Source organism: Flavobacterium sp. 270, assembly GCF_004368785.1.
Taxonomy (GTDB): domain Bacteria; phylum Bacteroidota; class Bacteroidia; order Flavobacteriales; family Flavobacteriaceae; genus Flavobacterium.
On sequence record NZ_SODM01000003.1, the window covers coordinates 791,287 to 815,312 of the forward strand.

Annotated in this window: 22 protein-coding genes and 1 rRNA gene; 7 read left to right on the forward strand and 16 right to left on the reverse strand. The window is 35.2% G+C overall.

Annotated elements, in window-relative coordinates; all coding sequences use genetic code 11:
- Nucleotides 1-196: 196 nt before the first annotated feature.
- From EV144_RS14805 to ppk1, 3 genes are all read left to right on the forward strand, one after another.
- Complete coding sequence (locus tag EV144_RS14805; RefSeq protein ID WP_134149924.1) at nt 197-1,414, forward strand: helix-turn-helix domain-containing protein; 1,218 nt, start codon at nt 197-199, stop codon at nt 1,412-1,414.
- Nucleotides 1,415-1,604: 190 nt separating this feature from the next.
- Entirely contained in the window at nt 1,605-2,009 is a 405-nt protein-coding gene (locus EV144_RS14810; protein WP_134149925.1) for a ribonuclease E inhibitor RraB, read from the forward strand.
- Nucleotides 2,010-2,210: 201 nt separating this feature from the next.
- On the forward strand, nt 2,211-4,223 hold the full coding sequence (ppk1, locus tag EV144_RS14815) for a polyphosphate kinase 1 (protein ID WP_134149926.1): 2,013 nt from the start codon (nt 2,211-2,213) through the stop codon (nt 4,221-4,223).
- Nucleotides 4,224-4,320: 97 nt separating this feature from the next.
- Here ppk1 and EV144_RS14820 read toward each other — a convergent pair whose 3' ends face one another.
- Nucleotides 4,321-5,259, reverse strand: coding sequence for a ring-cleaving dioxygenase (locus EV144_RS14820; protein WP_134149927.1), 939 nt, complete (start codon nt 5,257-5,259; stop codon nt 4,321-4,323).
- 305 nt (nt 5,260-5,564) lie between these two features.
- On the opposite strand from EV144_RS14820, the gene EV144_RS14825 reads away from it, so the two are divergent.
- Entirely contained in the window at nt 5,565-7,160 is a 1,596-nt protein-coding gene (locus EV144_RS14825; protein ID WP_134149928.1) for a sigma-54 interaction domain-containing protein, read from the forward strand.
- Between the two features lie 2 nt (nt 7,161-7,162).
- Here the strand turns inward: EV144_RS14825 and EV144_RS14830 are convergent, their stop codons facing one another.
- The 15 genes from EV144_RS14830 to EV144_RS14900 all read right to left on the reverse strand — a co-directional run bounded on the left by EV144_RS14830 (nt 7,163) and on the right by EV144_RS14900 (nt 20,855).
- Nucleotides 7,163-7,780: a TMEM175 family protein gene (locus EV144_RS14830; RefSeq protein ID WP_134149929.1), complete on the reverse strand. Its 618-nt coding sequence runs from the start codon at nt 7,778-7,780 to the stop codon at nt 7,163-7,165.
- 156 nt (nt 7,781-7,936) lie between these two features.
- Complete coding sequence (locus EV144_RS14835; RefSeq protein WP_134149930.1) at nt 7,937-8,290, reverse strand: hypothetical protein; 354 nt, start codon at nt 8,288-8,290, stop codon at nt 7,937-7,939.
- Nucleotides 8,290-8,910, reverse strand: a complete 621-nt coding sequence (locus EV144_RS14840) for an alpha/beta hydrolase (RefSeq protein WP_134149931.1) — start codon at nt 8,908-8,910, stop codon at nt 8,290-8,292. The genes EV144_RS14835 and EV144_RS14840 overlap by 1 nt, the downstream gene beginning before the upstream one ends.
- A gap of 18 nt (nt 8,911-8,928) precedes the next feature.
- Nucleotides 8,929-9,219 (reverse strand): GNAT family N-acetyltransferase, encoded by a 291-nt coding sequence (locus tag EV144_RS14845; RefSeq protein ID WP_134149932.1) that lies wholly within the window; start codon nt 9,217-9,219, stop codon nt 8,929-8,931.
- Nucleotides 9,220-9,428: 209 nt separating this feature from the next.
- Entirely contained in the window at nt 9,429-10,790 is a 1,362-nt protein-coding gene (locus EV144_RS14850) for a sigma-54-dependent transcriptional regulator (RefSeq protein WP_134149933.1), read from the reverse strand.
- Nucleotides 10,791-10,798: 8 nt separating this feature from the next.
- Nucleotides 10,799-13,078, reverse strand: coding sequence for a histidine kinase dimerization/phosphoacceptor domain -containing protein (locus EV144_RS14855; protein ID WP_134149934.1), 2,280 nt, complete (start codon nt 13,076-13,078; stop codon nt 10,799-10,801).
- Nucleotides 13,079-13,130: 52 nt separating this feature from the next.
- Nucleotides 13,131-13,796, reverse strand: coding sequence for a YoaK family protein (locus EV144_RS14860; protein ID WP_134149935.1), 666 nt, complete (start codon nt 13,794-13,796; stop codon nt 13,131-13,133).
- Nucleotides 13,797-13,801: 5 nt separating this feature from the next.
- Nucleotides 13,802-14,275 carry a Dps family protein gene (locus EV144_RS14865; RefSeq protein ID WP_134149936.1) on the reverse strand — a complete coding sequence of 158 codons (474 nt, stop codon included), beginning with the start codon at nt 14,273-14,275 and terminating at the stop codon, nt 13,802-13,804.
- Between the two features lie 2 nt (nt 14,276-14,277).
- Nucleotides 14,278-14,706 carry a DoxX family protein gene (locus EV144_RS14870; RefSeq protein ID WP_134149937.1) on the reverse strand — a complete coding sequence of 143 codons (429 nt, stop codon included), beginning with the start codon at nt 14,704-14,706 and terminating at the stop codon, nt 14,278-14,280.
- An 11-nt stretch (nt 14,707-14,717) separates the two neighbouring features.
- Nucleotides 14,718-16,604: an amidohydrolase gene (locus EV144_RS14875; protein ID WP_134149938.1), complete on the reverse strand. Its 1,887-nt coding sequence runs from the start codon at nt 16,602-16,604 to the stop codon at nt 14,718-14,720.
- Nucleotides 16,605-16,612: 8 nt separating this feature from the next.
- Nucleotides 16,613-17,368, reverse strand: a complete 756-nt coding sequence (locus tag EV144_RS14880; RefSeq protein WP_243854669.1) for a M17 family peptidase N-terminal domain-containing protein — start codon at nt 17,366-17,368, stop codon at nt 16,613-16,615.
- A gap of 22 nt (nt 17,369-17,390) precedes the next feature.
- A complete protein-coding gene (locus EV144_RS14885) occupies nt 17,391-18,776 on the reverse strand; it encodes an alginate export family protein (protein ID WP_134149939.1) in 1,386 nt (461 codons plus the stop codon).
- An 89-nt stretch (nt 18,777-18,865) separates the two neighbouring features.
- A complete protein-coding gene (locus EV144_RS14890) occupies nt 18,866-19,498 on the reverse strand; it encodes a hydrolase (RefSeq protein ID WP_134149940.1) in 633 nt (210 codons plus the stop codon).
- Nucleotides 19,499-19,645: 147 nt separating this feature from the next.
- Nucleotides 19,646-19,963, reverse strand: a complete 318-nt coding sequence (locus EV144_RS14895) for a phosphoribosylpyrophosphate synthetase (RefSeq protein ID WP_134149941.1) — start codon at nt 19,961-19,963, stop codon at nt 19,646-19,648.
- 73 nt (nt 19,964-20,036) lie between these two features.
- Nucleotides 20,037-20,855: an alpha/beta fold hydrolase gene (locus EV144_RS14900; protein WP_134149942.1), complete on the reverse strand. Its 819-nt coding sequence runs from the start codon at nt 20,853-20,855 to the stop codon at nt 20,037-20,039.
- 598 nt (nt 20,856-21,453) lie between these two features.
- On the opposite strand from EV144_RS14900, the gene EV144_RS14905 reads away from it, so the two are divergent.
- The 3 genes from EV144_RS14905 to EV144_RS14915 all read left to right on the forward strand — a co-directional run.
- Nucleotides 21,454-22,275 carry a helix-turn-helix domain-containing protein gene (locus EV144_RS14905; protein ID WP_134149943.1) on the forward strand — a complete coding sequence of 274 codons (822 nt, stop codon included), beginning with the start codon at nt 21,454-21,456 and terminating at the stop codon, nt 22,273-22,275.
- 1 nt (nt 22,276) lies between these two features.
- Nucleotides 22,277-23,071, forward strand: a complete 795-nt coding sequence (locus tag EV144_RS14910) for an SDR family NAD(P)-dependent oxidoreductase (protein WP_134149944.1) — start codon at nt 22,277-22,279, stop codon at nt 23,069-23,071.
- A gap of 501 nt (nt 23,072-23,572) precedes the next feature.
- Nucleotides 23,573-24,026, forward strand: a 16S ribosomal RNA gene (locus EV144_RS14915); the annotation flags it as partial.

Genomic DNA, 24,026 nt, shown 5'->3' on the forward strand with positions numbered 1-24,026 from the left:
TTTGTTACGAAATATAATGTACCACGACCGTCTAGATTTATAACTACTTAATACAGGTGCCAATTTGTAGATTTCTTTATAAAGGCTTGTTTTATAAAGGATTTAAGATTGTTATTAAATTGTTACGAATCAGTTTTTTTGCAATTTGAAAACATTTATTTAACCCCGCAGAAGTACTTTAGCACAAAGATTTCAGATGAAATATATTATTGCTATAGGAATATTTCAGGCATTACTAGCCGTAGTTTTACTTTTAAGAAGCAGGTACCGCACCAACGCCGATGATTTGCTGATTTCGCTCGTGGTTTGCATCGGACTTCATCTTTCTATCAAATTTTACATTTTTAGTTTTATAAAAGATCAGGAAGTATTAAATATGCTTAATACTTTTATAGGTTTCTCTTATATTCCGCTTCTATACCTTTATATGCGGAAAACCATCAACCCGGAATTTGTGCCTTCCTCAAGATGGTATCTTTTTTTTCCTTTAATGCTTGGTGCAATTGCCTATTTTTCTACAATATGTGTTTTGGCGGCTGGATCTCCAAAAGGACATCAGTTTTTATATTGGTACAACACAATAACACTTTATACATTACTTTCGTCAGATATAATTTTTTCCTGTACTATTATTTATATAGCAGTAAAAAAATTATCTTCCAGCTGTGTTGAGAGAAAATTGATTGTACAGCTTGCTTCGCTTTTTCTATTAATTGGTCTAATAGGTTCATTTATGACCATTTTTATGCCCAATGCTTTTTCTCTTAGTTACCTCGGCAGAAGTGTTATATATGCATTACTTATTTGTATTGTAATTAGAATCATCACTCATAAATATACGGTCACTATCGAGCCTTTGTTAGAAAACTCTAAAGACGAAAACGTATTTAATGAGATTGACTTTTCTGCCACTACAGAACTGATAAGCCACGCAGATTTACAAATAGATACTATAAGTTTATTTACAACACAGCCAGTATCAAACACAATTGTTATATCCAAAAAGGAGCGCCCCGCACCACAAAAGCGAAAAGAAATTCTGCGCGAGAAAGAAATGTTTAAAATACTGCTCAAACTTGAGGCAGCAATGGAAGCAGAAAAACATTTTACAGACAGCGAATTAACAATAGACAAACTTTCTAAGCTTACAAATCAGAAAAAATATCATGTGAGCGAAACGTTGAATCATTTTGTAAATAAACCATTCTATACCTTTATAAATGAGTATAGAATTCAATATGTAAAAGACAGATTAGCGCAATTGACTATGCAGAATAAGAGTGTAAATATTCTTGAATTAGCCTATGAAGCAGGATTCAATTCTAAGTCTTCCTTTAACAGGTATTTTAAAGAAGTGACCTCAAATACACCAACAGAATATCTTAATTTGATTTCTAAAGAAACTGTAAATTGAAAAACATAAACCAAATTATATTTTCGTAGGATTATATTTATGTTTCGATTCAAATATTCGATTTTTTTCTAATAACAGCCTCTTAAAAGCCTTCTAAGCTTTGCTATAAAAACTTAACATTGAAATACATATAATACTATTTAGATTTGCGCTCGACAAAAAAACAACATAAAAAAATAGACCAACAAAAATGGAAATCTTAAGTTTTTTAAAACCTAAAAAACAGAAACGATTAGTTTCTGAAAATGATTTAACAGCCAATCTGGGCAAACACTTTAGACTTGCAACAGAATCACTTGTAAGTTTACGTGATGCATCTGTTGAAGAAGAGGATGAATTAAAAATTGATTATTTTTTTTACTCAAATTCTCTTGAAAAAGCACAAAAATTAGAAAAGGAAATCCAAAAAATGGATTACATAGTAAATTATGGACCTGCGCCACAGGATAAAAATCTTTTCGTAATTTCCGGAAGAACCACAGAAATTAAAATGATGCACGAATCCCTAAGTAAATGGGTTGGTGAAATGTGTGAATTAGGATATAAGTATGATTGTAATTTTGACAACTGGAAAATTGTTTCTGAGTCGAAATAATCTAATCGTATAGCTAATGATAAAAAAAATCCTAATGTAAATTAGGATTTTTTTTATTGTATTTTTAATAGAAATCCTTACCACATTATCAATGTTAGCTGAGGTTTAAATTATAGTTAATAGCTGATTGAATTTAATATTAAAAGATAAATAATGTTGAAATTTACTTCTAATTAATCTTTACTCCTTAACACCATTATAATGCAGCATCACCTTATTCCCTCAGAGATTTCATGGCTTTCTTTTAACAGCTGTATTTTAGACGAAGCAGATGATACTGCAAATGCCTTATATGAACGAATTAAATTTTTGGCCATTCATTCTTCTAATCTTGATGAGTTTTTCAGGGTAAAAATTAATAAACTGCAGAGAAAAAAAACAAAGAAAAACAGTGAGTTACTAGATAAAATTTTAGCCGAAGTTAATCTGCAGCAAAATAGATTTGGAAAAATTTGGAGCAGTTCTATTCTACCAGAACTCCGTGCCAATAACATCATATATTACGAAAATCAGGAAATCCTGCCTGAACATCTGCACGAGATTGAGTATTTTTTTAAAAGTATAATTCTCTCCTACATACAAGTAATTTACATTTTAGAAAAGAAATCAAAAGTTCATTATCTAAAAAATCGCGGCTTATATCTACTCGTAAAACTTAAAGATATTTCAGGAAATTTTAATTATGCTTATTTAAACATTCCATCAGATAAAGTAGATCGTTACAAGCAATTAAAAAGTATTGAAAATCAAAACTATATCATTTCTATTGACACCATTATCAAAAATTGTTTGTCTGTTGTATTTCCTCATGCAGAAATTGTTTCCTGCAACGCTGTAAAATTGAACAGAGACGAAAACTATCAGATAGAAGATGAAAACTCAGGAGATTTAATAGCCAAAATCGAAGCTAAAATCGAGCAGAGAAAAAACGGATCATCCACCAGATTTCTATATGATTATAATATGGATTCTGAATCAATTCTGGTATGCAGAAACACATTTCGCTTAAAGGAAAATGAAATGATAAAAGGAGGAACCCATCATAATTTATACGACTTATTTAAATTTCCCAATCCTTTAAAACCAGAACTTCAAGGACCAAATTATCCAAGCCTCAAACATACTGCTTTCGAAAACAGTAATTCAATTTTTGAAATTATCGAAAAACAGAATCAGTTGCTGCATTTTCCTTATCAGTCCTATTTTTACGTTCTTCAGTTTTTTAATCAGGCCGCTGTGCATCGGGATGTTACCGAAATACAAATAACTTTATATCGTATTTCTTCCCAGTCCTTAATTGCAAACGCTTTGATAAGTGCAGCAAAAAATGGTAAAAAAGTAACAGTATTTGTTGAGGTTAAAGCTAGGTTTGATGAATACAACAATTTATTCTGGTCTAAAGAAATGAAGAATGCCGGAATAAAAATTATCCAAAGCATGCCAAATTTAAAGGTTCATGCTAAAGTGGCAATGGTTACAATGAAAGACCAGCTTGGTAAAAAGAAATATTTCAGCTACCTGTCAACGGGAAATTTCAACGAAAGTACGGCAAGCATTTATGCAGATTTCGGTTTTTTTACTTCCGAAAGAAAATATGCAGCAGATTTGACCCGCGTATTTACGTTTTTAAAAACGAAAAAGAAATCAAAAGTAATAAAACATCTTTTGGTTGCAGGATTTGAAATGAAAGAGCGATTAATAAAGTTGATAAACAATGAAATAAAAAACAAAAAAGCTGGAAGACCTGCATCTGTATTTTTAAAAGTAAATGGTGTAGACGAAAAAGATATTATTGATAAACTGATAGAAGCAAGCAGGGCAGGTGTCGAAGTCACGCTTATTGTACGCGGAATTTGCACGTTATTGCCGGGAATTAAAAATACATCCGAAAATATAAAAATATACAGGATTGTCGATATGTTTTTAGAACATGCCAGAATTTACAAATTTGCAAACAATGGTCATGAAAAGATCTATTTGTCTTCTGCAGATATGTTAAGCAGAAATCTAAACAGAAGAATCGAGGTTGCTTTCCCGTTGCAGGATGAAAATCACATTGCAGCAATTAATCAGATTATTGAAATCCAACTTGGTGACAACACCAAAAAAAGAACGATCAATAACTGCGGAACAAACGACATAATTAGAGAGGAGAACGCAATAAAACGCAGAGCACAAACCGAAATTTACGACAGATTAGCAGAACGTAATTAATCTTAATATTTTTTGTAATGATGCACCATTATATAATCAAAAAGCTCTGTAAAACAGAGCTTTTTGATTATAAGTGTAAATACACTAAATTTTATACTTAATTAATCTTAACCAAATGCGCTTCAATTGCCGCTCTGTCAGATTCATATTGTGCAGGAAGTTTTAAGTTTTTACCTAATTCTTCTACACTTTCATCTACCATAAATCCAGGATTTTCTGTAGCGATTTCGAATAAAACACCGCCCGGTTCTCTAAAATAAAGAGAGTGGAAATAGTTTCTGTCAATTTGTGGTGTAATAGACAATCCAAATTCTTCGATTTTTTCACGGAAGTGCATTAAAATTTCATCATTTGCAACTCTAAAAGCAACGTGATGAACCGTTCCGTTGGCATTTAAACCGCGTTTTTCTTCAGCCAATTCTACTAAGTCAACAATAGCAGCATTTTCTACAGCATCTGTAGCATAACGGTAACGGTTTACATCTTGGTCAATCAATTTATAACCAAATATTTCGGTTAAAACTGCAGCAGTTGCTTTTATGTTATTTAAAGTCAAAGTAATATTGTGAAAACCTCTTGTTGCTACATCAGCTTTTACTTCGTCAGTTTCCCAGGCTTTTCTGTTATCCTCTGTTTTAGATTCAATTAACTCTAATTTCAAACCGTCGGGATCTAAGAAAGTCAGGTATTTTTCTCCGAATTTTTCAGAAGGTTTATTATAAATTACATTGTATTTTTCAAAACGTTGCTGCCAGAAATCCAAACTTCCTTTTGGTACAGAATAACCAATTTCTGTAGCCATTCCAGAACCTTTTCTTCCCTGTTGAATTCCTTCTCCCCAAGGGAAAAAAGTTAAGATTGTTCCTGCGCTTCCTACTTCATCACCAAAGTAAAAATGGTAAGTTCCCGGATCATCAAAATTGACTGTTTTTTTGATAAAACGAAGTCCTAATATATTAGAGTAAAAGTTGAAATTACGTTTAGCGTCACCTGCAATTGCAGTAATATGGTGTAAGCCTAAAATTTTATTTTCCATGGTATTTTTATGTATTAAATTGTTATTGATTTTGTTTTACAAATTTACGACCGTTATAGTGCTGCATCGATTAACCTAGATTAAGAAATAAAAAGGAATCCTTTTTTTATTGCTCAAACAATATCCAAATAACATTCCGTTTGTTGTAATGTGTTGTTTAGTAATGATTTATATTGTTTAACATGTTTTTTATTCTACGATATATCGTAATTTTATAGCTGTAGAATTTCTTTATTTCTAAAATCGATAGTAATTAAACAAAGGCTATTTCTTAAATTTACAAAATACCACACCAATTACGATTTATGCAAAACCCGACAGATCAAACTGCAATAATGTTAAACAGACTGCAGGAAAGAGAACGAGAACAAATAGCGATTTTGTCGATTTGCAAATCACTTTCTGAGGCTTTAACCAAACAAGAGTTTCATAGCGTTGTAAATGATATTTTAAAAGAGCATTTTTCTTTTGAAGATTTTATTTTGGCTTCCGCGAATGAAAATGAAACCGACTACGAAATCTTCTATCAATATTCGGAACAAAAAAGAACTGAAAACAAATCTTATACTATAAACGACGGCTTTTTTGATCTTTGCATGGATTCTGCCGATACTGTTATTTTCGACTTAAAAACTTTAACAGAGAAAAAAAATACACTTCCAGATTATCTTCATTCGATAAACAATAAAAATTTTAAAAACGGAATCGGGATTTGTCTCCCGTATATAAAAGGAAATCGAAATGTACTTTTTCTCTTCTTTAAAAACGCTGTCACATTTAGCAGAGAATCCAATCGAATTATTCGTGGCATTGCTACACAGCTTTCTATCACGGTTAGAAATATTAAAATAGCATCAGAATACGAAAACAATTTATCTGAATTAAGATTTTTGAAAAAGAATTTAGGTGAAAGAAAATCAGAAACTGTAAATACGGATGCCGAAGGTTTTTACGGAATTGTTGGCAACAGCAATGCAATGAAAAACGTTTACGAATTGATTTCGCAAGTTGCACCATCCAATGCTACTGTTTTGATTTTTGGAGAAACCGGAACTGGAAAAGAATTAATTGCGAGTGCAATTCATCAATTATCGTCGTTTTCTAATGAAAGAATGGTGAAAGTAAATTGCGCCTCGATTCCAGAAAATTTAATAGAAAGTGAATTGTTTGGACATGAAAAAGGCGCCTTTACAGGAGCGACAGATTTAAGAATCGGCAAATTTGAACAAGCCCAAAACAGCACGATTTTTCTCGATGAAATAGGAGAACTTCCTTTGGAATTGCAAGGAAAATTGCTCCGCGTTTTACAAGAAAAAGAAATTGAAAGAGTAGGAGGCAATAAAAGCATAAAAGTAAAGGTGCGAGTAATTGCAGCAACAAACCGATCGCTCGAAAAAGAAGTTGCCGAAGGCCGTTTTAGGAGCGATTTATTTTACAGACTGAATGTATTTCCCATTTCACTTCCGGCTTTGCGCGAACGTCCGGGAGATATTGAAATCCTTGCAAATTTTTTCTTGGAAAGACATTCGCATAAAATCGGAAAAAAGATAAAAGGTTTTTCTAAAAAAGTATTAAATAAAATGAATGCAAATGCGTGGCCGGGAAATGTGCGTGAATTAGAAAATATGGTAGAACGCAGTATTTTGTTTGCCAAAGAAGAGGTGATAAAAGAAATGACTTTTTCGGAAATTTTTAGAACAGAATCTTCAAATTCTGAAACTGATTTTTGTACCAAAACGTTACAGGAAATAGAGAAGGAACATATTCTAAAAGTCGTAAAAAAATGTGGCGGCAGAATTTCGGGACCGCAAGGAGCAGCTGTTTTATTAGATTTGCCGGGAACAACTTTGATTTCTAAAATGCAGAAATTAGGCATTAAAAAAGAACATTTCTTAAGCTGATTTTATTCCTGAACCACATTAATTTTTCCTGAAGAAACGGCCCAAAATACCAATAAAAGCATATTAATAACGAGCGCAATTGCCGGAAACTCAAACGAAATTGCAAACGCAATTAAATAAGTTGGGAACCCGTACAGATAATTATTTCGAATTTTTCTGATAGCAGAATCTGTAATATCGGGACGTAAAAGGTTTCTGTTTTTACTCGCAATAAACCACAAAAGATTGTACGAAATATTGATAAAAACAAAGATTCCCGTATAAACTGCAACAGCAATATTGGATGCTTCGCCATTAAAAAAACGTGCCAGTAAAGCAGTCGGAAACGAAACAGCAGAAACCAGAAAAAGAATCAATCCGTTGGCAAACATAATGGCGGTATTACGGCTGTAAATCTGCTTGAAAATCTTGTGATGATTGACCCACATGATAAAAATGCTGAAAAAAGAAAGCGTAAACGCCAGATATGTTGTCCATTCACCTTTTAAATAAGCTAATAATTGTGCACCGTTTTTTACGATATCGGCATTCGGCGTGTGAAGATCTAAAACTAAAAGCGTGATCGCAATGGCAAAAACAGCATCGCTGAAACCTTCGATTCTTACCGTTTCTTTTTCCATTTTATAAATTTTTTAAATAATTGAGTGTAATTGTTTTAACACGTAGGAACATAGTTTTTTAGGTTTTAAAAAAGACGTTATGTAAACGTAATTCATTCCGAAAGCTTTGTCAAAGTTCAAAACTTTGACAAAGCTGCCATCGCTAAAGCTATGTGTTTAAAATAATTTTATAAATATTGATTTCCGGAGTTTTGGTTCAATATTTTTTGTTTTGTGTCCTTTACCGGTTGTGTCTTCCACCAATAATATAGAACCGGTATTAAAAGTTCTTTTTTCTCCCAATGAAGTTTCGATTTCTACACCGCCATCTAATAAAACAATATATTGGCGATCGGGCGCATTATGAAAATCATAATCGTAAGCAGGTTTTACTTCTCTAAAAACAATTGATTTTACGGGTTCATCTTCAGATAAAAACCCGATATCGCCATTATTTTTTAACGGAACTTCGAAGTCTTCAAAATGACTTTCGCCATTTTCGTTGCTGTAAACTCTCGTAATCTGAATCATTATTTTTTAGAAAAAACAAGTTTATTTGCCCAGTCAATTTCATCCTGACTAATGGTGTGTCCCATATTTTCGTAGATTTTTTTGGTCACATTGGCGCCCATTTTTTTAAGAAGTGCTTCAGATTCGTTTACGCGTTCTACCGGAACATGAAAATCGGGATCGCTCGTTCCGATAAAAATTGGTGTGTTTTCAAAGTTTCCGTGATAATGCTCTTCGTACACTTTATCACCAATAAGACCGCCAGTAAAAGCGACAACGCCGCCGTATTTTGCAGCAAGTCTGACTGTAAATTCTAAAGCGAGACAAGCACCTTGCGAAAATCCCAGGAAATAAATATTTTCTTTTTCGATTCCGTTTTGTTGTACCGCTACTAAAACCTGATGTACGGCTTCTAATGAATTTGAAAAGGAAGGTTCGTTCTCCTGAATTGGCACCAAAAACGAATACGGATACCAGGTTCTGTTTTCTGCCTGAGGCGCAACCAGCGCAAAATCTTCAACATCAAGATGTCTGGCAATCGAAAGAATATCGTGTGGCGTTGCACCGCGTCCGTGAAGCATTATTAGTGCTTTTTTTGCTTCGTTTAAAGGTACTCCGGCTGTAATTGTATCTAAATTCATAGCTTAATTTTTTTAAAATTATTTTTTCCAGATATCCAGATATTCATCCGGATTCTTTGTGAATTGTGCATGTACATACGGACACAATGCTTTAACCATCATTTTATGTTCGCGTACATAAGAAACCATTTCGTTTAGCAGTTTTTTTGCGTATCCTTTTCCTTCACCTTCTGGTTCAACGCCTGTGTGGTAAACGGTTAGTAAATCGTCTTTTAGGCTTACGGTCATTTCTCCCAGTTTTTTATCATCAACATAGAGATTAAAATTCCCGTGTTTTTTTTCGTCTAGTTCAAGTTTTATTGTTTCCATATTTTTATTTTTTTTTAACCGCAAAGTGCGCAAGGTTTTCGCAAAGGTTCACAAAGTTTTTTTTGTTGGTTTTATAATTACAAAGTTCGCTAAGCTTGCGGTAAAGTCAGCTTAACCTAGATTAATAATATCTCTATTTTTTTATGTTATTTGTATAAAAAGCTTTGCGAAAACCTTGCGCACTTTGCGGTTAAACAACACAAAGCAATTTAATTATATCCTTGTTTAATCCCCAATTTTTTCATTTTTGAATACAAAGTCTGTGGCTGCATTTGCAATACTTCTGCTGCACCGCCCGGACCCGAAACTTTCCCTCCACAATTTTGAAGCGCATTCATAATATGTTCTTTTTCCATTTCTTCCATCGACTTCATTTTGCCGTTGTTTTCCTGAAAAGGAGTAGAAGAAACATTTGAGGGAAGATCAAATTTTTCGATTTCGTTTGATTTACAAAGCAATACATTTCGTTCTATTAAATGTTCCAGTTCGCGAATATTTCCCGGCCATTCATACTGAAGCAATTGCTGTAAAGCCGAAGCACTGATTCCCGAAACATTTTTCCGTGAACTCGCAGCATATTTATTTAAGAAATAATGCGCCAAAGCTTCAATATCTTCTTTACGCTCTTTTAAAGGCGGTAATTCTATCGGAAAAACATTCAATCTATAATATAAATCCAGACGGAAACGGCCTTCTGCCACTTCTTTTTCTAAAGATCTGTTGGTTGCGGCAACAACGCGAACATTAATTTTTATGGTTGAATTGCCACCCAATCGCTGAATTTCTTTTTCCTGCAAAACACGTAATAATTTTACCTGAGAATCTAGAGGTAATTCACCAATTTCATCTAAGAAAATAGTTCCGTTGTGAGCCTGTTCAAACTTTCCGATTCGTAATGTATTGGCTCCTGTAAAAGCACCTTTTTCATGTCCAAAAAGTTCCGATTCTACCAAAGATTGTGGTAAAGCAGCGCAATTGACCACAACAATCGAATTTGATTTATGATTAGAAAGATCGTGTATGGCGTGCGCCACGCGTTCTTTTCCGGTACCGCTTTCACCCAAAATCAAAACCGAAGTTTCTGCCGGAGCAACGATTTTTATTTTTTCAATTACTTCTTGCAGCACTTCGCTGTTTCCAATAATGCCGTTGATTTCTTCTTCTCTAATTTCATTCGGAATGGCAATGAAACTGCCTTTTTCTTCATTGTATCTGTATTTGGCAATGTCCAGCATAACAACAAGGTCACGTTCGCGAAAAGGCTTTACCATAAAACCGTACGGATGCGTTTCTTTCACCGCTTCCAGAGTCGATTGGTTGGTATTCGCAGAAATATACAGAAACGGCAATTGCATTTCGCGCAATTCCCACGCAAGGTCAATTCCGGTAAGATCGCCTTTCAGCATAATATCGAGCAAAACCCAGTCTGGTCTTTTTTCTGAAATTAATTTGCGTGCCTGAACCACAGAAGAAGCTATGCCGGTTATCTCGTAACCCGCTTTGAGCAGCATGATTTTTAAGTCGTTTGCTACAATAAATTCGTCTTCAACAATTAGAATTTTCTCCTTCATTACTTGATTTATATAATTGCAGCAATTTCTGCCGTTCCTTCAAATTCTGTATTTCTTGTAAATGTGATTTTGATTTTCAGACCGTCATCGTTTTTCATTTCAAAAACGCCGTCAATTTGGTCTGTTAATCCCATCATTAAATTCATTCCAAGTGAATTTCTTTCTATATCTTCAAAATTTTCAGGAAGACCAATTCCGTTGTCTGCAATAATTAGCGTGTAATTATTTTCTCCGGTATTATTTAATTTAATATTGACATTCCCTTTTCGATCTTCCGGAAAGGCATATTTTATCGCATTATTTATCGCTTCGTTTATAATTAATCCCAGCGGAACAGCTTGTGCTACATCAAGATACACTTTTTCTGTGTCTAAAACAAAATTGATATTCTTGTCGGTATCAAAACATTCTTTCATGTAACTGATTAATTCAAAAATATACCACGACATATCGATATTTGCCAGATTATCAGATTGATATAATTTTTGATGAATGAGCGACATGGCGTGCATTCTGTGCTGGCTATTTTGTATCGCCATCAAGGCATCTTCATTGTCCAGATAAGCCGATTGTGTATTTAATAAACTAATGACAATCTGAAGGTTGTTTTTAACACGATGATGAATTTCCTTTAAAAGCCATTCTTTTTCGATCAGCATTTTTTTGTTGAGCTCGTTCTGTTCGTTAATTTCCTGACGTTTGATTTCCAGCAGTTCGTTGTTTTTCTTTTTCAATCGAAATTGATTGTATAAAAGCGATAAGAAAAGCAGCAAAACAGCAACACTTCCTATAAAAACATATCGAATTACGCGATCATTCTGAATTTGTATTTCTTGTAATTTTCCCTGTTGTGTGAGCAGTTTAATGTTTTTGTCTTTTTTCTCTGTTTCAAATTGAAGCTGTAATGCGGCAGATTGTTTCAATTTTTCGGAATTAAAAATAGAATCGCGAAATGACTGATGTCTTTGCAAATGTTGTATCGCAGATTCGTATCTTTTACTGGCATGATCCGATTGAAAAGACAAAAGTTCGATCTGTGAATAAAGAATCAGCTTATTTGATTTTTTAGCAAATTCTTTAAATTTTTCGATATAAGCGTACGTTTTTTCAACCTGACCAGACTGCTGTAAATAAATGATAATTCCGGTCAATTTATAAGCCAGACCAGCATCAGATTCCTGATAGTCTTTTAGCATTTGGTCGTAATAGGGTTTTGCTTTATCAAGCTGTTTCAGCATAGAATGACAAACCAAAAAGATAAAATTCTGCCTCAATTTAATAATCGCATCTTGCGGCGGATAATCTTTTGCCGTGAGCGTTACAACCCGAAGTGCCTCACGATATTTTTTTTGCTGGCAATACAAAGACGACATATTGTAACTAATGGTGTTTATGTCATTTATATTCTTGTTTTCGAGAGCAATTTTAAGCGCTTTTTCGAAATTAGAAAAAGCCAGATCGTATTTTAAAAGATCATAGTAGACTAGAGCAAGATGGTTGTAAATAGTACAAAGCTGATAACTGTTGTCGTGAACTTCTTCGGCTGTTTTTTCGGCCATCAATGCGTATTGCAAAGACAATTGTGTGTTTTGCAGAATACCGTAATTGTCAGACATTAACGTATAAACGCCTTGCAATTCTTTGTAATTGATACTTTTATATAACGCAAGTGCATTGTCTAAAAGTTGCAAAGCTTTTTGGTTTTCTTCGATACTTCCGTAGTAATCGGCCAAATCTTTTAGGGCATCGGCTTGTTTTTTGTACGCTCTGCTTTTTTTGTAAAGCGGTACCGCCATTTCCAGATATTTGATTTTTTCTTTTACATCTTCGGTTTCGTAACCTTTGTACGCACAAAGTTCTTTATAAACATCGGCTTGCAAAACCGTAAGATTGTTTTTTTTGGCATACGTCAAAGCATTATTCGTAATAACCAATCCCATTTTAGAATCGCCTTTCTCTCTTAGAATCTGAGCTTCCAGAAGAATGGTTTTTCCTTTTCCTGCCTTATAATCAATTTCGTCGCTTACTAATTTGGCCTGCGCATTTGCTATTGCAGCATTGTCAAGATCTTCCTTAAACTCGCCTGGTTTAGTAAGATAATAAGTGCTTAAAGCTAAAAGCAATTCGACCTTTTGGTTGTCGCTTTTAGCTCTGGCAATTTTCTTTTTTAAGAGAACAGGATCTTCTTTAGACTGTGCAATTGTATTAGGATTTGCAAATAAAAATATAGACAAAGTACATAAAAAGCGTACATGGTTTTTAAGGAAAAAAATGGTGGTATTATTCATTTTTTAAAGATAATCTATTATCAGAAATCTGCAAATCCAAATCCAGTTTTGTCTAGTTATTTCGGTGATACATGTAGCAAATTATCATTGCTGCGCCTGGCAGAACCAAAGTTCCCAAGCCAAAAAACTTTCCGGCAACGGCACCCAAAAAACAGCCTACAAGAAACCCCAAAATGGTAACTAATTGTTTCTTAAAACTTAACACAAGTTCAGGATCTTTAAGTCCGTTTTTTAGCAGGTTTCCTAAATCAAGAGAAGCTTGTGTCACATTTCCCGTCATCATAGTTGTCGGGCCGTGTGTTTCTTTAGCATACAATTTTCCAAAAGCATTCTGAAGTCCCATTGCAAAAACGGTTGTCATCGCTACAACATATAAAGTCCATTGAGAAAAGATTTCTAAATAACCAAAAACATACGAAGCAATACCGCTTAAAACCAATATAATACCTTCCCAAAACAAAATCGTGTAGCGATTGGTGCTTTTTAAGGCAATTCTTCCTCCCGCAATTACTGCTAATATAAACACAGGAAAAGTCAGCAATTTTACCCAGGCATGAATATCAGAACCTTTGATGATTTGATAAGCAAACACAATAAAGTTGCCCGTAACGTGTGCCGAAAAAATCGAATCTGCAGCAACAAAAGTCACCGTATCGCAATAGCCTGCAATCATAGTAAGCAGCAGGGTTACGTACCAAATATTTTTTTGTAATTCCATAAATATTAATTTAAGTGAGCGCGAAGCATCCACGCCATTTTTTCGTGATTTTCTAAAAGTCCGGTAATGTAATCGCTCGTTCCGGCATCGTGAAGTTCTGCTGCAAAGCTGTTGATATTTTCACGTAAGTGAATCAAAATGCTTTCGTGATCGGCCAATAAATCTTTGATAAAACCTGCAGCATCATTTTTTTCTCTTGATTCTTCTGTAAGGTGTGTTAAGGCTAGAAATTCTTTTAAAGTTCCCGGCGCATAATGACCTAACGTTCTGATTCTTTCGGCAACGGTATCCATAATTTCATCCAATTCTTCGTATTGTTTTTCAAAGAAAAGATGTTTGTTGTAAAAATCTGGACCTTCGATATTCCAATGTGCTTTTCTTGTTTTGGTATATAATACAAATTCGTCTGCAAGAACTTTGGTTAAAACATCCACTACTTTTGAGATGCTTTCTTGTTTGATTCCGATGTTTGCTTTCATTTTTAAATTAGGTTTAATAAATAATAATCAAGTGAATATTTTCCTGCTCCAAGCGCAAGAATTAGTAATAAGGATAAAGTGTACATATAAGGAACGTCGCGAACTTCGAGCGAATCTTTTCTGTGCACTACAAAATAGCCTACGGCTGTTACACCAATGGTTGGCAAAACCACAAGTCTTGTTGCAACGCCCAGAATAATCAGAAACGGAACTACAGTATCGGAGAAAGTGGCAACTAATCCGTTTAGTTTTTCCGGCAGATGTAACGGATTCGGAACGTGTTCTCTTTGTCCGTTTTCAACTCTGAATTTCTTCATTCCGTGAACTCTAAAAAGTTCTACGGCCAATAAAACTCTGAATATTAAAAGAGCAATATTATTGAATGAAGTTCCTAAATCAGAGTAAAGGATTTGTTTTATAAGGTCTATCATTTTATTTCGATTTAAAAAGCAAAACAAGAACAGCCAAGCGCGCCCCAGAATGCATTATAATTATTGACTGGAACATTGCTTAATCTTGCGGCGTCGTGATTGTGTAAGTGAACATCGCAGCTGCCACTGCAACTGTGTATTTGTGATGTTAGAGTTGGTTTTGCATGAGTATGAGCATTTTTCTCAATCGTACTCTGAAAACTGTTTCTCGCCGGATATCCGTTGTAAATATTGGTTGGCGACCAATCTGGCAGAATCGGAATGTGCGGTGGTGAAAACGAAGAAAAATCTCCATTAGCGTACACAATTTTTCCGTCGACAATCGTTAAATCGGCTTCGATTTTTTTAATGTCTTCATCATCAATATTAAAATAATCACGATCTAAAACCACTAAATCGGCAAACATTCCCGTTTTAATATCACCTTTTTTGGCTTGTTCCTGCGAAAACCAGGCGCTTCCTCTGGTGTATAATTCCAGTGCAGTTTCTCTGCTTAATCTGCTTTCGTTGTACAATTGTAAGCCGCCAACTGTTTTCCCAACCGTCATCCAATACATAGAAACCCACGGATTGTAGCTGCTTACTCTGGTAGCGTCTGAACCGCCGCCAACGGGAACTTCCATTTCAATCATTTTTTTGATTGGAGGTGTGTTTTCTGCTGCTTTTGCGCCGTATCTATCTGTAAAATATTCGCCTTGATACGCCATTCGGCTTTGTACTGCGATACCGCCGCCAAGATTTTTTACACGTTCGATGTTTCTTTCGTCAATCGTTTCAGCGTGATCAAAAATCCAAGGCAGTCCGTTAAAAGGAATTTCCTGATTTATTTTTTCGAAGACATTCAAAAATCTAGTAATGCTTTCGTTATAAGTAGCGTGAAGTCTAAACGGCCAGCGGTTTTCGACCAAAAGGCGAACCACTTTTTCCAATTCGGCTTCCATGTTTTCTGGTAAATCCGGTCTTGGCTGTAAGAAATCTTCAAAATCTGCAGCAGAAAAAACCAGCATTTCGCCCGCACCATTATGTCGGTACATATCGTCACCCTGATATAATTTTACGGTATCAATCCAATCGGAGAAATCTTCAAACTCGTGTTTTGGTTTTTGGGTGAAAAGATTGTAAGCGATTCTAACCGTTAATTGTTTCTTTTCATTCAATTCATTCACCACTTTATAATCGTCTGGAAAATTCTGAAATCCACCGCCGGCATCAATAACACTTGTAATTCCGAAACGGTTCAATTCCTTCATAAAATGACGCGTCGAATTGATTTGATGTTCGTACGAAAGCGTAGGACCTTTTGCCAAAGTCGAATACAAAATCATGGCGTTTGGCGTTGCGATAATCAATCCGGTTGGTTCGCCTTTAGAATCTCTTTCAATTTGTCCGCCTGGAGGCGCAGGTGTATTTTTGTTGTAACCCACTGCTCGTAAAGCCGCTCTGTTCATAATTGCTCTGTCGTACAAGTGCAGAATGAAAACCGGTGTGTCTGGCGCAATGGCATTAATTTCTTCTAAAGTCGGCATTCTTCGTTCGGCAAACTGAAACTCAGACCAGCCGCCTACAACACGAACCCATTGCGGATTTGGCGTGCGGTCTACTTGTTCTTTTAGCATTCGAAGTGCATCCGCAAGCGAAGGAACACCATCCCAGCGCAATTCCAGATTATAATTTAAACCGCCGCGAATTAAGTGAATATGAGAATCATTAATTCCCGGAACAACTCTTCGGTTTTGAAGGTCGATTATTTTAGTTTCCTCAGAAGCCAATTCCATTACATTACTGTCGTTTCCAACCGCAATAAATTTTCCGTCTTTGATTGCTACAGCCGTTACATTTGGCGTTTCGGCATTGAAACTATGAATTTTTCCGTTGAATAAAATTAAGTCTGCTTTCATAATTTCAATTATTTAGAATTAAGTTTCGTGATGGCTTCTTTAATACCTTCACCTGCAACATTGTAAAATGATGGTCCGGCAAGCAGAATAATTTTGGTTAAAGGTTTATGATCGGATAATTTTTTCTCTTTTAAATAGGTTTGAGTTCTGTAAGCTTCAAAAGAACCTAAAACTACATTTGTTGCTACTAATGCCGTTGGAGAATCGATTCCCGCATCTTTGATATCGCTGGCAAAAGAGTAATCACTAACGCCCAGACGTAAAGCTTCACGCATGGCAACGCTTCCAACGCTGATCATTAAATCCGGAGTAAATTTTGTACGGTCTCCTAAACCAATAAGCAATAATTTTTTTGATGCTAAAGTTCCTTTTGGAGGCGTGATTAATAAAGTTTCTAATGCATGTCCTGTAAATTTACCGCTTTTGCGCAGTTCTGTAATTATGCCTTTAAAAGCATCATCCAAATGAACCATTCCGTTTAGGTTTGCAGGAAGGGCAGGAGGATTAAAAATATCACCTTCTGTATATTCAAAAACGCAGGCAACTTGTAAATCTGCTACAGATGCAGAAGGTCCCTGAACCAATCCATTTATAGCAACGCCGTCTACTTTTCCCCAGGTTGTAGTTGAACCCAAAGCTGCGGTTTGTGCAAAAGCTGTATTGGTTATTCCTGCGAAAAAAATTTTGATGAAAAGAATCAGGGTTGTTGATCTAAGTCTTGATGCTGAGAAAATTATTGTGTTTTTCATTATTGTGTTTTTCATTATTGTGGTATTTAGTGTGTTGTTAAAATTTGAATCCGATTCTGGCATTAAAGAAAACACCGTCTTTAGAATTCGGAATTATGTCGTTGATAAATGCGCCAGTTTTAAAATATTGAATCCCGCTGACTACTGAAATATATTTGCTTACGCTATAGGTAAAATTGGCAAGATAAGCCGTCCCGATATAACGTTCGTCTGATGCACTTCCGGGAAGATTAAGCGATCCGCTTGGTCTGTAAACGCCGTCTTGGGTTGAATATCTCCAGTTAAAAACCACATCGACCTGCATCTTTAGCGTTGGCAATAAATCCATCGTTGCATACGGATGAATATCGATAAGGTTTACTGGGCCAACCTGCGGGCTAAAACCAAAATATCCTCCTTTTGGGTACAACGGATTGAACGTTTGCAGGTTTCCGTCGCCTTTGTTTTTATCTCCTGATATATAATCGTTTCGCAGATTTATGGTAGGTTTAAATTTAATGTTTTCAAAAGAATAACCCAAATCTGCCGATGCTGTCCAGGCACTTATATTTCCAGAACCAAAACTCCCAAATTGGTAAGCAGCTTCCAGATTATAAATAAATCCGCCGCCATATTTCCATAATCTTGTACCGATTGTATGTCTTTTTTCCGGAGCAATTCCTTCTTCAAAAACAGATTCGTCTCTTCGGATTCCGATATAATACAAATCCAGATTTCCTGCTTTTGGGAATATTATTTTAGAATAAGCGCCCCAAAGATTGAGTTGTTTAGACATTTTATTATCAAAAGCTCCTGTATTTATAGTATCTGCCATCATCGCAAAACCATCAATTGAGAATCGGGAAGAAGTGTACATTATTTTTCCTCCTGTAAAATACAATCTCGCATTTGGGCCTTCTCGTACCGAAATCAATCTTCCAGAGCCATAATCAAGTTCTTGTCTTCCGGCGCGGACGGTTAGTTTTTTATCTTCTTTCTGCCATAAATTGACATCCAAAAATAAATTCTGAACATTAAGTTGATCTTCGTCAATTCCTCTCGGGCCGTTGATTCTTCCGTCTTGCAAAGCACTTCTTAATTGCGCAAATACTCTAAAAGTTTTTCCTAAATGAATGTCGGCATGAAGATCGTAACGCTGTAATAAAAAGTTGTTATGTCCGATATTTAATCTTCCCCAGTCTTCATTATTGAAATCAACATATTCATATCTCGCTTCGCCTCCAAAAGACAGGTAAAAATCTTTCTCTTTGTTTAGGGGAACGAATTTTAAATTCTCGTAAAAGTTTCTGGTCGAATCTTTTAGAAACTCGTAATTTTCGTCGTAACGCAAAAGCTTAAAACTTTGAGCAGATGCCATACTTCCTATCAAGAGAAAAAGAAAAAGTAATTTGACGTTGTTTGATATGTTTGTTGATTCCAACATAATGAAGGGTAAGAGGTTTGTTTGTTATTGTTTCCAGGTTTCAAGTTTCAAGTTTGAAATTGATATTGATATTGAAATTTGAAATTGATTTAGTGTTTCAGCATGTTGTGTGCGTAGTGAATTCCTAAACCGTAAGAACCGCCATGTTTTTTCATTAAGTTCGTTACCGGAACATACGTTTCCTCACGAGCCCAGTCTCTTTGCAATTCTAATAAATACTGAATAGAAGTAATAGGCTGTGCACCAACCTGAATCATTCTTTGTACTGCACGTTCGTGAGCTTCTACACTAACATCACCGCAGGCATCTGTAATGACATAAACTTCGTAACCTTCTTCTATTGCAGATAAAGCTGGTCCAACGATACAAACGCCTGTCCATAATCCTGCAAGAACAATTTTTTTCTTGTTTTTTCCTGTAATGGCTTTGTATGCATTTTCGTCTTCCCAAGTATTCATTGTGGTACGATCAATATATCCAGAAGTTGCAATTGGATAAAATTCTTCTACTTCTGGAAAAACCGGTCCAGAAAAACTTTCTTCGGCTACAGTGGTAACGACAGTGTCTACATTAAAGATTTTTGATGCGCCGCAAATAATGGCAACATTATTACGCAATTCGCTCAACGGAATATTATTGGTTGCAAAAGCCATTTGACCTTCAAAATCAATTAATACTAATGCGTGATTGTCTGGTGATAATAAGTTTACTGATGGTTTCATGTTATTTATTTTTTAAGATTTATAATGAGTAAAGCCAATGAAATGCCAAACTGCTAAGTTATTGTTGTGTTGGTGTTTGTAATTTAAAGCGGATAAATTTGTTTACGATATGTCGTAATTTTATGAATGCTTTATTAAAAATTATATTTAATGTGTCGAAAGTTTTCTGATCATTTCTGCTGAAACTGAATCTGCATAGATACCAAAAGCGCTGGTAAGAACACCTTTTATGTCGTAGACTTCAGAGATAATTCCGTACACGATATCTTCGTCGCCCGGATCTGTATCTCCTTCAAAACGAAATAAATATTCGATTTTAAATTCTTCCGGCGACATGGTTTGTGTGTTGTTATTGTAGCGAATACAATTTTCGTCAAGATTAAAGTTTTCTGTAAAACCCTGTGCATTCAACCATTGTAAAGCTTCTGTAACCGTATCAAAAGAAGGTTGTTGAAATGAATTCATAGTTTGAGAAGTTAAAACTGTCTGTAAAAGCAAACTGTTACAGACAGTTTTTGATTAATTGATTTGCGTTTACTTATCCTTTAATAAAAGCTAAAATATCTTTGTTGATCGTTTCTGCTTCTGTAGTTGGCATACCGTGAGGAAATCCTGGGTAAGCGATCAATTTTCCGTTTTTCAAAAGTTTTGCTGCGCGGGGAGCCTGACCAAAAGGTACAATCTGATCGTCTTCACCGTGTAAAACCAAAACGGGAATATCTAAACTTTTAAGATCTTCTGTAAAATCAGATTCAGAGAAAGCTTTAATTCCGTCATGATGTGCCAAAACAGAACCCATCATTCCCTGACGCCACCAATTGTGTCTGATACCTTCTTTAATAGTCTGACCTTCTCGGTTCCATCCGTAAAACGGAATCGGGAAATCATAAAAGTATTGTGCTCTGTTAAAAGCTGTTCCTTGTCTAATTTCATCAAAAACAGCTAAAGGCACGCCTTCTGGATTCGATTCGTTTTGAATCATAATTGGTGTAACAGCGCTAATAATTACTGCTTTTGCTACGCGTTCTTTTCCGTATTTTGCTGCGTAACGAATTACTTCACCGCCACCAGTTGAGTGGCCAACGTGTATTGCATCTTTTAAATTTAAAGCAGCTGTTAATTCTGCTACATCTGCTGCATACGTTTCCATGTTGTTTCCTTCTGCGCTTTGACCAGAACGACCATGTCCGCGGCGATCGTGTGCTATAACTCTGTAACCTTGCTGTACGAAAAACATTAGCTGTGAATCCCAGTCATCAGAAGATAAAGGCCATCCGTGGTGAAAAACGATTGGTTGTCCTGTTCCCCAATCTTTGTAATAAATCTGTGTTCCGTCTTTTACTGTAAATGTGCTCATTTGTTTATGGTTTTAAATTGTTGATTTCTAATTAATATTAAATTAAGTCTGCTTTTTTAATTACAATTTTGTTAATTGTGTGATATTGTTTTATTGATACTGCAAATCTATTGTAGAATGAAACGTCTATCGATTAATCTAGATTAAGAAAGACAAAACATATCCTAAAATTTGATTTTTTGCTGATTGTATTTTCATTCTTAAGGATTTTCATTTCCTATGTATTAAACTTGATTATTAGATATTGAACAATAGCCAAATTATGTGCCTTTATATTTAAAGTACTGTTTTTTAATGTAATACGAATTTTTTAGTTATTTATTTTTTACGGTATTTCGTAAAATTATAAATGGATTATTAAAATTTGAATTGACTGGGAAGTAATTTGGATGTAAAAACACATAAATGGATGATAGCATTGAATGTAATTATCTTTTCATGTTAGACTTTATTTAGAGTAAAAGAAAGAAGCATTACTCAAATATTATAAAAGCATGATTCTCCATGCACAAATTAGCAGGCATATAAAATTTTGGACGTTTGAACAAAACTTTGAAACATAAACAAGTGGTAAATTTGCATTGATAAAAAAGATAAAATGGAATCGAATAAAAATCAAACTCTTTCAGAACCGAAACTGATACAAAATCTTTATTTTGGTGATAATGTGGAAAGTGAAGCATTTGTTTCTGACCACATCTTTAGTTATATCATAAGTGGCAGACATGAGGTATGGATAGGATATAAGAAATATATTTTTACTGCTGGCGATTACCGTTTTTTCAGAAGAAATCAATTAGCAAAATCCATTAAACATACTGAGTCTGATGCATTCAGATCTATAGCTGTTCATTTTGACCAACATACCCTTAGAGAGATTGCGAAAGAGTACGGTTTTAAATCAGAAAGGTTTCACGGTGAAGGTGTAAAAATTATTAAAGCTAATAGCATATTGAAAAAATCTACAAAAGAACTCAATGAATTTATTTTAAGCGGAAATATTGATATCGAGATTTTGCGTATTAAGATTAAGGAGTTGGTTTTAATACTTGCTGATAATGATCCGGAGATTAAACAAATGTTATTTGAATTTAGTGATCCTGGAAAGCTGGATTTAGAGGCATTTATGAATGGTCATTATAGGTATAATGTTCCTTTAGAAAAATTTGCTTTTCTGACAGGACGTAGTTTATCCGGTTTTAAAAGAGATTTTGCAAGGTTATATGGAATTACACCAAGCAGATGGCTTACTAAAAAACGGCTTCATGAGGCAAAATATTTATTAGAAAACCGTAGGCAGCGTCCAAGCGAAATATATTTAGAAATAGGTTTTATTAATATTTCCCATTTTTCTTATGCGTATAAAAAAGAATTTGGTACTGCGCCTCTGCAAAAAACAAGAATAACTAAAAATAAGTAAAATGGATTTAAAATTAAATGGAAAAAGAGCATTTGTAACCGGTTCTAGTTCTGGACTAGGAGAAGCAATAGCAAAAATGCTGGCAAATGAGGGAGCAACTGTAATAGTTCATGGACGAAATGAAGATCGTGCCAAAGCGGTATGCCAGGAAATTATCAGCAATGGCGGTATGGCAGAAATAGCGGTTGGTGATCTTAGCACAGATCATGGAGCTGATGAGGCAGTCTCTGCAGCACTTAAAAATGGTCAAATTGATATTCTAATTAATAATGCAGGTGCAACATCGCATAAATCATGGGGAGACGCAACAGCAGACGACTGGGGTGAGATATATAACAATAATGTTGTTTCATATGTAAGGATGATTCAACGAATAGTGCCCCAAATGAAAACCTTAGGCTGGGGAAGAGTAATTCATATTGGCGGAGGTCTTGCGATACAGCCTATCAAAGAACAACCACATTATAATGCAACTCTGGCAGCAAGACATAACCTTTCAATCTCGCTTGCAAGAACACTTAAAGAAACAGGAATAACTTCTAATATAGTATCTCCCGGAGCTATCATTAATCCAATGGTCGAAGACTGGCTGGTAAATTCTGCGCCGAAGTTTAACTGGGGGACTGATCTGGAGGAAATTAAATACAAAGCTGTTAAGGAGTTGATTCCAAATGACACAGGGAGGTTCGGAGAACCTGATGAAGTTGCGGGTGCTGTAGCTTATCTCTGCAGTTCTTATGCTGACTATATCAGTGGAGCGGCTATTAGGGTAGATGGAGGAACGATTAAATGTTGATAATTCTATTATATTAGGTATTGCCCAAAGCACAGTATATATTATTATGTTAGTTCTGGAACTCGAAAAGTTTAGTCGCCTTAATATTTGTGCTAAAAAGTATAACCGTTTAAAGTTTGCATTGTGTAGACTTAATAGTTAATAATTCTACAAGATAAAGGTTTTTGAATATGGTAATTTTATGAAAAAATCAATTGTATAAGAAAATACTCCTTTTAAGTCTTTTTTGTTTTAATCCTAAATTATATGTTACCAGAGTGTTAGGAAAAACTTTGTAAAAAAGAAGAAAAAACTATGTAAAAAAGCTTGTAGATCTCGAATAAGTGACTACTTTTGCACCCGCTTTGAAACACAAGCGAAAACAAAAAGGAATACACGTTCGTAGACATATTGAATTGACAGCCGTCTCGTTTAACAGCGAGACAAAAAGAATAAGAGTAATAGAATCGATAGATTCGAAAAGAACCGATAAGTATTCATCGCAATATAATATTAAAATATACGATGAAGAGTTTGATCCTGGCTCAGGATGAACGCTAGCGGCAGGCTTAACACATGCAAGTCGAGGGGTAGAAGTCTTCGGACTTTGAGACCGGCGCACGGGTGCGTAACGCGTATGCAATCTGCCTTTCACAGAGGGATAGCCCAGAGAAATTTGGATTAATACCTCATAGTATAGCAGTCTCGCATGAGACCACTATTAAAGTCACAACGGTGAAAGATGAGCATGCGTCCCATTAGCTAGTTGGTAAGGTAACGGCTTACCAAGGCTACGATGGGTAGGGGTCCTGAGAGGGAGATCCCCCACACTGGTACTGAGACACGGACCAGACTCCTACGGGAGGCAGCAGTGAGGAATATTGGACAATGGGCGCAAGCCTGATCCAGCCATGCCGCGTGCAGGATGACGGTCCTATGGATTGTAAACTGCTTTTGTACGAGAAGAAACACTCCT